7 protein-coding genes and 1 pseudogene are annotated in these 11069 nt (G+C 62.0%); 4 read left to right on the top strand and 4 right to left on the bottom strand.

Translation table 11 applies throughout. The features are described 5' to 3' along the window. Positions 1–490: 490 nt before the first annotated feature. A complete protein-coding gene (locus BV106_RS05910; RefSeq protein WP_051945216.1) occupies positions 491–1432 on the bottom strand; it encodes a LysR substrate-binding domain-containing protein in 942 nt (313 codons plus the stop codon). 104 nt (positions 1433–1536) lie between these two features. On the opposite strand from BV106_RS05910, the gene BV106_RS05905 reads away from it, so the two are divergent. After that, complete coding sequence (locus BV106_RS05905; protein WP_265595377.1) at positions 1537–2709, top strand: HlyD family secretion protein; 1173 nt, start codon at positions 1537–1539, stop codon at positions 2707–2709. A 76-nt stretch (positions 2710–2785) separates the two neighbouring features. Further along, positions 2786–4384: a DHA2 family efflux MFS transporter permease subunit gene (locus BV106_RS05900; protein WP_038161944.1), complete on the top strand. Its 1599-nt coding sequence runs from the start codon at positions 2786–2788 to the stop codon at positions 4382–4384. Between the two features lie 400 nt (positions 4385–4784). On the opposite strand, the gene BV106_RS05895 is transcribed toward BV106_RS05900, so the two are convergent. Beyond that, entirely contained in the window at positions 4785–5246 is a 462-nt protein-coding gene (locus BV106_RS05895) for a hypothetical protein (protein ID WP_038161941.1), read from the bottom strand. Positions 5247–5387: 141 nt separating this feature from the next. Between BV106_RS05895 and BV106_RS05890 the strand changes: the two genes are divergently transcribed. Beyond that, positions 5388–6617, top strand: coding sequence for a hypothetical protein (locus BV106_RS05890; protein ID WP_265595376.1), 1230 nt, complete (start codon positions 5388–5390; stop codon positions 6615–6617). A gap of 25 nt (positions 6618–6642) precedes the next feature. Further along, positions 6643–9429, top strand: coding sequence for a serine/threonine-protein kinase (locus BV106_RS35095; protein WP_081891541.1), 2787 nt, complete (start codon positions 6643–6645; stop codon positions 9427–9429). Between the two features lie 152 nt (positions 9430–9581). Here the strand turns inward: BV106_RS35095 and BV106_RS05880 are convergent, their stop codons facing one another. Together BV106_RS05880 and BV106_RS05875 are read right to left on the bottom strand one after the other, a co-directional pair. After that, positions 9582–10097 (bottom strand): MGMT family protein, encoded by a 516-nt coding sequence (locus BV106_RS05880; protein WP_051945229.1) that lies wholly within the window; start codon positions 10095–10097, stop codon positions 9582–9584. A gap of 90 nt (positions 10098–10187) precedes the next feature. After that, positions 10188–11069, bottom strand: a pseudogene (locus BV106_RS05875) (gfo/Idh/MocA family oxidoreductase); the annotation flags it as partial.

Genomic DNA, 11069 nt, shown 5'->3' with positions numbered 1-11069 from the left:
CTCGCGTAGAGAAGCCCACGCAAATTGCGGCGTCTTGGGACGCTTGCACGGGACCGGGACAGGAATGTCCCTCGCTCCTTTTACTGACCGCTTCGTTGAGGGTGCTCTCTTATGCGCCAGCTCAAGTCTGATGTCTTGTTTCACCCGCGAAGCGCTCCGGGCCTGAAGGGCCCAAAGAGCTCAGCCCAGGGGCGAAGGCCACGAAGTGGACGCAGACCCTGGGTAGGGGCGCGGCTTTTGCATGGCGGCCTGAAGGGTCGCGAGAAAGCGTATCTTGTGGCGCGGTCGGCCGGAGTCTGTCGCGATGTATGGCCGGTATCGACGGACCCATTCGTGCGCTCCGCTCCCACAGCCGACGGGGACCGTCGGACTACGCCGCACGTGGCAGCTGAAAGTAGTGCTAGGCTTTAGCCTGGCGTCGTTGGCGCTGGTCAGCGGGACTGTGACTACATTGCCCTGTCCCTGACCCGCCCCCCCCAAATCCCACTCCCTAGTGCGGTGCCGTCACGCTTCCATTGCTCTCCAGGATCGCCTGCACCGTCACGGCCTCTTCTGTGACGATGGCGAGAAACCGGTCCCGCAACACGGAGGGAAACCGGTCATCGTACAGCGCATACAGCTCATACCGCAGCCCCTTGTCCGCGACGGGCACGGTGATGCATCCGGGTGAGCTCATGCGTTCGGCGATCTTCGGGATCAAAGCCACCCCGCTGCCGGCTGCCACCAGGGTGACCAGATTGTCCGGGCTGGATGCGGCTGGACCGAAGCGCGGGAGAAAGCCCGACTTCCGGCAGACCTCCTGGCTCCAGATCCGCTGGGCGTCCGTGCCGAACATCGTAATGGGCACAAAAGTCTCGTCCTCCAGCGCATGAAGCCGAATGCTCTTCTGCGAGGCCAGTGGGTGCCCCGTGGACATCACGATGGCCAGAGGACTCTTCAAGATCAGCTGGGCCGCGAGCTTTTTCCCCGCGGCCAGGCTGGGGAACGGGGCGGGCACAAAGCCGAGATGCACGCGCCCTGAAGCCACCTGGGTGAGCTGATCCGAGGCGGACATCTCCGTGATATTGACCTTAGCGGCCGGCAGTTCCGCATGCAACCGCGTCAGACAGGTAGGAAGAAAGTTGAAGGTGAGCGGGCCCATCGAGGCGACTCGCAACTCACCCGATTTCCCTTCGGCGGCCTCCCTTGCCCGTGCCACCGCCTTGTCCGCCCGCGCCAGCACCTGTCGGGCCTCTTTCAGGAACACCGTCCCGGCATCGGTCAGAGCCACTCGATTGCGATCACGCTCCAGCAGTTGGAATCCCAAGTCGTCCTCCAGATTGCGGATCTGCGCACTCAGGGAAGGCTGCGCCAGCCTCAGCCTTGTGGCCGCCCGGCTGAAACTCAGGGCTTCCGCCACCGCCACAAAGTAACGCAAATGCCGGAGTTCCATAGAATGAGCTTATAGGTTTTTCCTATCACGCGCAAAGGAAACAAGTCATGTCCAGAGGTACGGCGGTGAAGGAGATTCCGGGTGCAACCCCAGAACCTTTTCCTATGAGCAGTCGAGTCATCAGCCTTAATGAGCTTCCCAAGCGGGGCTTTTCTCCGGCCCCCGAAGTGGAGCACAACGGAGCGGCCGCCCCGCAAACCACGACCCCAGCGGAATCGGAGCCCAAGCCGCCTCAATCCACCGGCCATCGCAGCCGCAAGCCCCTCTTGATCGGGCTGCCGATCCTGCTGGTGGTGGCGACCACCGTCGGCTTCTGGCTGCACTACGCCGCCCAGTTTGTGGAAACCGACAACGCCTTCATCGAGGCGGACGTGCACCCCGTGAGCAGTCGCGTGGCGGGCAACATCCAGACCGTGTTGGTGGAGGACAACCAGCAGGTCGAGGCAGGCCAACCCGTCGCCCAGCTCGATCCTCGTGACTACGAGATGAAGCTCCAGTCCGCCCGCACCGCCCTGGAACAAGCCGCCGCCCAGGTGCCCCAGGCAGAAGCCGCCCTGGCCCAAGCCCAAGCGACCAGCGCCCAGACCGAAGCCCAGGTCAACGCCAGTGCTGCCCAACTGGAGAAGTTCCGGCTGGACTTCGAGCGCGCCCAGAAGCTGCGTAACCTCTCCGGCAAGGCCATCTCTGACCAGGATTTCGACGCCACCAAGGCTGCCTACGTGGCCGCCCAGGCCAGTCACGCCTCCACCCAAGCCGCCCGTCAGGCTGGTGAAGCTGGTGTAAAAACGGCAGAAGCCAACCTCGCCGTGGCCAAGGCGGGTCAGCACCACGCCCAGGCCGCGGTGTCCGATGCCGAGCTGCAACTCTCCTACACCACCGTGCGGGCCCCCGCCGCCGGCAAGGTGGGCAAGCGCACCCTCCAAGTAGGCCAGCAGATTCAACCCGGCCAGGCCCTGCTGGCAGTTGTTTCCCCAGACCACTGGCTGGTGGCCAACTTCAAGGAAAACCAGCTCGCCACCATGAAGGCTGGCCAGCCGGTGGAGATCAAGATCGACGCCATCAAAGGCCAGCGCTTCGAAGGCCGGGTGGAGAGCTTTGCCCCCGGCACGGGCGCCAAGTTCAGCCTGCTGCCTCCTGACAACGCCACGGGCAACTTCACCAAGATCGTGCAACGCGTGCCGGTGAAGATCACCTTCGATCACAACGCCAACGCCGAAGCCAACCAGGACCGCATCGCCCCCGGCCTCTCCGCCATCGCCACCGTGAAGGTCAAGTGAACCAGCAGCTCCCAGTGCCGCCACCGAGTGCTGAAAACTGAAAGCTTGAACCTGAAAACTCCGGACACTTCCCGCCATGAACGCGACCGCCACCCTGCCCCAGACAGGCGCACGTGACTCCACGAACCCCGGAACGTCACTGCGCAACTGGATCGCCGTGCTGGGCGCCCTGCTCGGCGCGTTCATGGCGGTGCTCGACATCCAGATCTCCAACTCCTCCCTGCAAAACATCACGGGCGGCATCGGAGCCACGCTGGATGAGGGCTCCTGGATCTCCATCGCCTACCTGGTGCCGGAGATCATCGTCATTCCCCTCTGCGGCTGGCTGGCCCAGGTCTTCGGTTTGCGCCGCTACCTCATGTGGAACAGCGTGCTCTTCCTCGTCTTTTCCATGTGCTGCGGTTTTGCCTGGAACCTGGAGAGCATGATCGCCTTCCGCGCTTTTCAGGGCTTCACCGGCGGGGCCCTCATTCCCATGGCCTCCACCATGGTGATGATCATGCTGCCTGCGGAGAAGCAGCCGGTGGGCTTCGCGCTCTTCGGCCTCTCCGCCATGTTCGCCCCGGCCATCGGACCCAGCATCGGCGGCTGGATCACAGAGAACTACTCCTGGCCCTGGATCTTCTACCTCAACCTGGTACCGGGCATCATCCTCATCAGCGCCATCGGCTACGGCCTGAACTCCACGCCCGCGAAATTGTCGCTGCTAAAGAAAGGCGACTGGTGGGGCATGGCCTTCATGGCTGTGGGTCTGGGTTCTCTGACCGTCTTCCTGGAGGAAGGAACCCGCGAGGACTGGTTCGGTTCTGAGTTCATCACCACCCTGGCCATCATCGCCGCCATCACCCTCCCGGTGTTTGTCATCCTTTCTCTTGTGAAGCGGAAGCGCACTCCGGCCGTCAACCTCAGTCTCTTCTCCCGCCGCAACTTCCTCCTCGGCTGCATTGTGAACCTTGTCGTGGGTCTCTGCCTGTACGGCATGATGTACCTGCTCCCGCTCTATCTGGCCCAGATTCAAGGGTATAACGCGCTGGAGATCGGCCGCACGCTCATGTGGGTGGGCCTGCCCCAGCTCGTGGTCATGCCCTTCATCCCAAAGATCATGCAGTGGGTGGACAAGCGCGTGGTGGTGGCCTTCGGGCTCGGCATGTTCGGCCTCAGCGCCCTCCTCATGAGCGGCATGAGCGCCGACACCGGCCATGACCAGCTCGTCCTGCCGCAAATCATCCGCGCCATCGGGCTCACCTGCACCATCGTCCCGCTCTCCCTCATCACCACAGGCGGCATTGAGTCCGAGCAGGCCGCCAGCGCCTCCGGCCTGTTCAACATGCTGCGCAACCTGGGCGGGTCCATCGGCATAGCCCTGCTCTCCGCCCTGCTGACGAACCGGGAGCACTTCCACTCCCACCATCTGGGCGAGGCCATCAGCACCTACAACCCGCTCACCAATGAGCGGCTCACCGCCATGGCGCAGAATTTCATGAACCAGGGCCTCGACGCCGTCACCGCCCAGTCCCGCGCCCTGGGGCTGCTTGACCTCGGCGTTCGCAAACAGGCCTACATCATGGCCTACAACGACAGCTTCCACGTCGCCTCCCTCCTGCTGTTTGCGATGATCCCTCTGATCTTCCTGACGCGCAAGGCCACCGGACCTGCACCAGCAGGAGCGCATTGAAGTGGAGACACCAGACTGCCAGACTCCAGACATCAGACTTGAGGTCTGGGGGCGGATGGAAGGCGGCCTGGACTCAGGAGCCGGTCTAAGGCACTCAATCCTGCGGTCAGTAAAGGGAGCTAGGGACATTCCTGTCCCGGTCAGACGCGCCACCCCTGACGCAGCAGACGGTTATGACATCGCACCGCCTCAATACTTTCGTCCCCTCCGCTTCCAAAGCCGGTTGGCACAACCGGACTACGCCGCACGCGGCAGCTGAAAGTAGTGCCGGGCTTTAGCCTGGTATTGGAAGCATCGGGTAACGCAACTGACGAGTTAGCATTCAGGAAAACTCTGCTCCGCCCCTGACCTCAAGTCTGATGTCTGGCGTCTGGCAGTCTGGTGTCTCCCGCGAAGCGGGCTAAGGCTTCTTCTTGTCGGGGGCCTTCGCACCAGTCGCCGCGGGCTCCGCCGCCTTGGCCTCCTTCTGCTTCACGTCCACATTGAGCTTGAGCAGTTGATCATCGCCCTTCTCCGTCTTCTTGATCAGGCCACCTACCCAATGGCCGACTTTCACATCGCTGACCTTGGCGGCCTTGTCGCCGTCCACGATCTCCGTGTCTTTGTTCAGTACAAAGGTCCGGTTGGGTTTGTCCACCCCGCCCTTGATGACCAGCGTGGTGGCATTGATGGAGACCACTTCCCCATAGAGCGGGTAGGTGTCCTTCTTCGGTTTGGCTTCCTTCTCGGCCGCAGCCGCCGGGGTTGTCTTGGTGGCGGGAGCTGTCGCCGCCCCTTTTTCTTTCTGTTCCGCAGCGGCAGGGCTGCACAGCACCAGGCCCGCGGCAAATATCGCCGCCGACCACTTCATGGAGTGTTTCATGCGTTTATCCGGGTGTTTGCACCGGTGAAAGAAAGTGTACCCCAGTAAAGTCCGGGGAGGCAATGGTTTTTCCACGCCCGGCAGGCGGCCGCGCATTCCTTAGATTGTCAACGCAGTCGAAAAAAGCTTAGAATGCCTTTCATGCGAGCCCCCCTTCGAATCCGCATGATTTTCGTGGTGTTGCTGCCATCGGTGTTTCTCGGAGCGACAAAGTCTTTGCCCGCCCAAATGGTGGAGATTCGCGACTTTGCCGAGTTCTATCTGGGCTTGAACAGTCCGCCGGAACTGACTCTAAAAGCGCGCGAGGCGGGGAATCTCATCCACACCGGAAAGGAGAAGGAGGGATCGGAGGCCCTGGAGAAGATCCTCGCCGACGTAGCGGTCTCCAATGAATTCAAGGCCACGGCATTGATGATGCGGGCTGCGATCTTCAACCATCAAAGCCGGGTGAAGGAGCTGCTGAAGGATCTCGACCGGGCCCTGGAGCTGCCTGGTCTGACCGCCAACCTCCAAGCCGGCCTCCTGAACACGAGGGGCGCAGTCCAGTCGGCGACAGGTGAGAAGGACAAGGCGATTCTGGATTTCACCCAAACGCTCAAGATGAAGGACATTTCTGTGAAGAACAGGGGAAAAGCCCTGATGGAGCGGGGTCTGGCTTATGGCGACAAGGGGAGAATGAGCGAGGCGAGCTTCGACTTCACCGAACTGCTGTTCCTTGAGAACCCCCCGGTCGAGTATGCGGCGGCGGCGTTGGTGAAAAGGGCTTACATTCGGGCAACATCCAATCGCGCGGACGAAGCAGAGGCGGACATCGGCAAGATCCTGTCCATGAAGGATGTGCCCGCCGATATTGTCGCGGAAGCTTACACGGTGCTGGCGACTGTCGAAATCAGCCGCGGTCAGCAGACAGCCGCAATCGAGTCGATGGACAAGGCTCTGGCGTCGCCGGCACTCGGCGATCTTCGCCGTCACCAAACGCTGAACAACCGGGGGTTGACCCTTTTCAAGATCGGGAAAATTGCCGAGGCGGAGAACGACTTCACCGCCATCATCCAGTCCAAGAATGTTTCTCCCGAACTTCTGGGGACTGCCTACGGCTTTCGCGCCTCGATCCGGGCCAACAAAGGGAACCACTCTGAGGCGCAGGAGGATCTCACCCGCATCCTGGAGATAAAAGGCGCCGAGCCCTCGCGAGTGCTGGACGCGCTGGGAATGCGCGCTGTCGTGCGCATCGCCATGGGGGACGTCAGCGGGGCCAAGCAGGATCTGGAGACGGCACTGGCCAAGCCGGGAGTTCCCGCTGAGACAGAGGCGAAGTTGCGCGACATTTTGCACAAAGTACTGTTGAAGGAAAAAGGGGCTGCGCCATAGCCTCAGGTTAAATCACGCCCCCCTCATGTCTGGCTCTTCATATTCCGCATCCTCTTCCAGTGGTCCCCACTGGAGAGCGCCCTCACCTTCTTCCCTGCAACAGACGCTGCACGGCTACGAAGTGCTGGAACTCATCGGCCAGGGGGGCATGGGAGCTGTGTACAAGGCCCGGCAGAACTCCCTGGACCGGCTGGTCGCCATCAAGGTACTCCCCTCCGGCCTCTGGGAAGATGAGGCAGAGTATGCTCAGCGCTTCCGCAATGAAGCCCGGCTCATGGCGAGGCTCATGCACCCGGGGATGATCGCCGTCTTCGACTTCGGCGAAATGCCGGGCGGTCTGCTCTACATCGTCATGGAGTTCGTGGAAGGTACGGACGTCTCCAAGATGCTGCTCCAGAAGGGGCAGCTGGAGCCCGTGCATGCGATCTCCATCGCGGCCCATGTGTGCGACACACTCAGCTATGCTCATGAGCACGGCATTGTGCATCGCGACATCAAGCCCGCGAATGTGATGGTGGACATGGAGGGCCGCGTGAAGGTGGCCGACTTCGGTCTGGCCAAACATTCCACCCAGGATGGGGACGAAGCCCACAGCACCGTGACCATGGGCACGCCAGACTACGTGGCTCCAGAGTCCCTGCAGATGGGGGTGGTGGCGGACGGACGTGCCGACCTCTACTCCCTGGGTGTGATGCTGTATGAGATGCTCACCGGCGAGGTGCCCCGTGGATTGCACCCCTCACCCAGTGAGGTGGTGCCCGGTCTGGACAAGCGGCTGGATGCCATCGTGAAGCGGGCCATGCAGCATGAGCCCGGGGCCCGGTATCAGAAGGCGGCAGACTTCCGCAAAGATCTCAATCACATCCTCACCGTCCCCGTGGCCAAGGCGCAGAGCCCCAGACCTGCCCCCTTCCGCGCCAGTGCCGAGCAGGCTGCAGCGGCGGCGGCCCGTACCAAGCCCAAGAGCAGCTCGCTCCCGTGGGGCGTCTTGACCGTGGGGATCATCGTCGCAGGCGCAGTGGGATTCTACGTGCTGAACGGCAAGAACGACGCGGGGTCGACTGCTGGAGGTACGGACGGGTCACCACCTGCCACGGTGACCTCGGAAAGCGCGAGCTCCACCGCAGCGGCCCCAGCTGCGCCCTCGCCGGTTCCGACGCCTGCACCCGTCATCCCCCCTGAAGTCGCTCACCGCCTGACCGGGCTGGAAACACAATTCCAAAGCGCCGTGCAGCGGGACGTGACCCAGGTCAAAGAAGCCGCACTGCGAGACCTCAACAGCAAGTTCCTGGCTGCACTGGATCGGGCCATGATCAACGCCGCAGCAGGAACGGCCACGCCTCAAGAGATCGCCGCCCTCAACGCCGAAAAGGCCCGGGTTTCACAAAACCAGCCACTGTCAGCCGAAGACGGCCCCGAAATCACCAGCGGGCTCAAGGACCTGCGCCGGATCTATCGGACGACATTGGGCCAAATTGAAACCGAGGCCGCCAAAACCCAGCGCACCTTGTCCCAAAAGTATGACGACGTCCTTGCGGCCTATGAACAGGAGCTGGCCCAGCCCGGACAAGAAGCTGGTGCTGGCGAGGTGCGCCGGCGTCGTGAGATCGTGCGAGCCAGTCTGAGCCAGCCGGAGCCAGCCGCGGCCCCTGCATTGGCCAGCACCGCGCCCGTCATGCCTGACGCCGCCGCTCAGGTCCCGGTAACTCCCGCCCCCGTCGCGCCCACGCTGGGCGGCGAGGAAGGGAAACTCCAGCAATACCTCAGCGACACCGTCTGGCGCTGGCGCAGCCAGAGTGATGAAGCCATTGAACTCCATGCCGGGGGCAAGGTCGTCTGCCCCTCCTGGGACGAACAGAATCTGGGAGTGCAATGGCAGGTGCTCGGTCGGCGGCATGTCCTGCTGAAAGTCACCGGTCGCTCCAACAACACTGAGGCGCATCTCCATTTCGCCGAGGATCTCGCCACCTATTCCGGCACCGATTTCAATGGGCGTCCATTCCGCGTCAATGGATCACGCATTCCCGTCGTCCAGGCCACGCAGGCGTTCCTGGATCGCGAAGAACGGATGATCGGCCGCATCACGTTCCCGGCCGGAGACTATCGCCCCAAGAAGCATCTCGTTCTGGGCGGACCAGACCCCGTGGACCCCAAAGCCAAGACCGCGGGCCGGTTCTTCACGCTGCCAGGTGCCCGAATCACCGGCGGCTCGGCCTTCATCGAAAGAGGATCCTGGACGGCCACCGGCACGCTTTTCACCAACGTGAAAATCACCGCAGAGTGGGGTGCCGATTTCAAGGCCACGAATTCCCTCTTCTCCAACTGCCGCCTTGGAAAGGGAGGCGACTGGTTTGGTGATTACTTCTCCAGCAAGTGGACCTTCGACAACTGTGTGTTTGCCGGTTCTTTCATCCAACCCTGGAAGGTCATCGACATCGGCATCAAGCTGAACCAGTGCACCTTTCACGAGGTGGACTTCTCCCCGCTTCTCTATCAGAAGGACGCAGGCGACGAAGTGAAGCGCTCGTGGTTGTCCATCGAGAACTGCCGCTTCATCAACTGCCGCATTCCGGAGAGCGTGCTCATCGCCACGAAGAACTGCGTGTTTGAGAGTTGTAATTTCGGAGCCCCGGAATCAGACCTGCGCATCAAGACCCCGGTGAAGACCACCATCTATCTCACCGACCGCCGGAGCGCCCCCGTCACCGGTCCCGACCGGCAGATCGAGATTCAGGATGCGAGCCGTATTCCCCAACCCGCCGGCACCAGTCTGCGGTATGGCAGGAACGGATTGACGCTGAGTTTTCAGTGAGGAGGGGCCAGACCCTAAGGGAGGTGATCTGAGCTTCCTGGCGATGCCAGCAGCTTCTCAAGTCAAGGCACTCGCCTGCGGGTTCGAGTAAAGAACATCCTGACGCCCTTCCACTCACCCACTCAGATCTTGCATCTTGTGTCTCCACTCCCCTACAACCTCACTAGTCGCTCTTCATACCCCTTCACCAGCCAGCGTTTGCCCTTCTGGTAAACCTCGTGGCCTTCGTTTTCCAATCGTTCCCGCAGTGCCTCCACACCGCCCGGGTACTTGGCGTTCAACTCGCCGCCCGTCTTAAGCGTCCGCCAATAAGGGGTGACCTTCGCCTCAGTGGCACCATCGGCCTCCAGTTCTGCTGCGGCGTGCGCGGCGATCCAGGCAAAAATGCCCGTGGTGATACCGCAGGCGGTGGTCGTCTTGTGATCTGAGGCCAAGCGATCGCGGATGGCCTCGATGGTGGTCAGCTTGCCCAGCGGCACCTTCTTCATCTTGGCATCCACCGCACGAGGTGCGGGCACCACCATGGTCCCGGGACCAAACTGTTTCTCCAGCCGCCCTTCCATCTGGATGACCTTGGGCAGCCCATTGTCATGGTCGAGCTTCTCCTGCCAGGATTTCCGTTTCTTGCTGCGGGCCGGAGTAGCGGGGGGCGGGGATGATTTCTTCATGAACAAACCTTCCAGTCCGTCCATTCTGCCATGGACAAAGCTGGGTGCGAAGCAGTTTTTGCTTCGCACCCAGACCAGAAAGAATCTCTTCTACAGCTTCCAACCCGCGCGATATTCGCGCTGGAGGAACTTGTTGGCACCAGCGTCATCGGTGACGCCTTTGACCGGATCCCAGGTGATCTTCTTGCCACTGCGATACGCCACGCCGCCAAGGTGGTTGGCCACCGTGAGCAGACCGCTGTAGCTGAAGTCACACAGGGCTGGCTTACCGGCCGAGGCGCACTCCACAAACTCCTTGTGATGCCCCACGCTCGCGGGGATGGAAGGAGCTGGCGCGGTAAAGCTCTTGAACTTGTCTTCTGGCAGGAGCAGGTACTTGCCATAGTCGGCGAGGAGCATGCCGCCATCGCCGACAAAAAGGACGCCATTGCTCCACTCCGGGATCTTCTTGTCCTTCAGCAGCTGGGGCCTCAGTGAGCCCTGATACCAAGTGAGCTTCACCGGTGGCAAGTCACCACGGGCTCCGTACTCATAGGTGGCAGACATGCTGGCCGGAGCCAGCTCCGGATGCGGAGCGGGACCGTCGGCGGAGATGGTCTTGGGATGGTCCAGCTTCAGCGCCCAGAAGGGAAGGTCGTTCCAGTGGCTGCCGAGGTCGCTCATGGTGCCATTGGCAAAGTCCCAGTAGCGATACCAGCGCGGTCCGGGGAAATAGATGTCGTGATAGGGCCGCATGGGAGCGGGTCCGATCCAGAGATCCCAGTCAAGCTGTGGCGGCACAGGCTTGGCCTCGGTGGGCATCTTGTCGATATAGTCCAGCAGGCCCGCCTTCACAAAGAGGTCACCGTTGGCCTCGGCCTCCGCCTTGCTTTGCATGCCCCAGGCGCGTGACACCCACACATGCACCTCGCGCACTGGACCAATGGCCCCGCCCTGCACCAGCTCCACCACGCGACGATAGTTGGCCGAGGC

This window comes from Verrucomicrobium sp. BvORR106 (genome assembly GCF_000739655.1).
In the GTDB taxonomy this organism is placed as follows: domain Bacteria; phylum Verrucomicrobiota; class Verrucomicrobiia; order Verrucomicrobiales; family Verrucomicrobiaceae; genus Verrucomicrobium.
The sequence above is the reverse complement of the archived record's forward strand: the minus strand, read 5'-3'. Positions and strand labels throughout refer to the sequence as shown.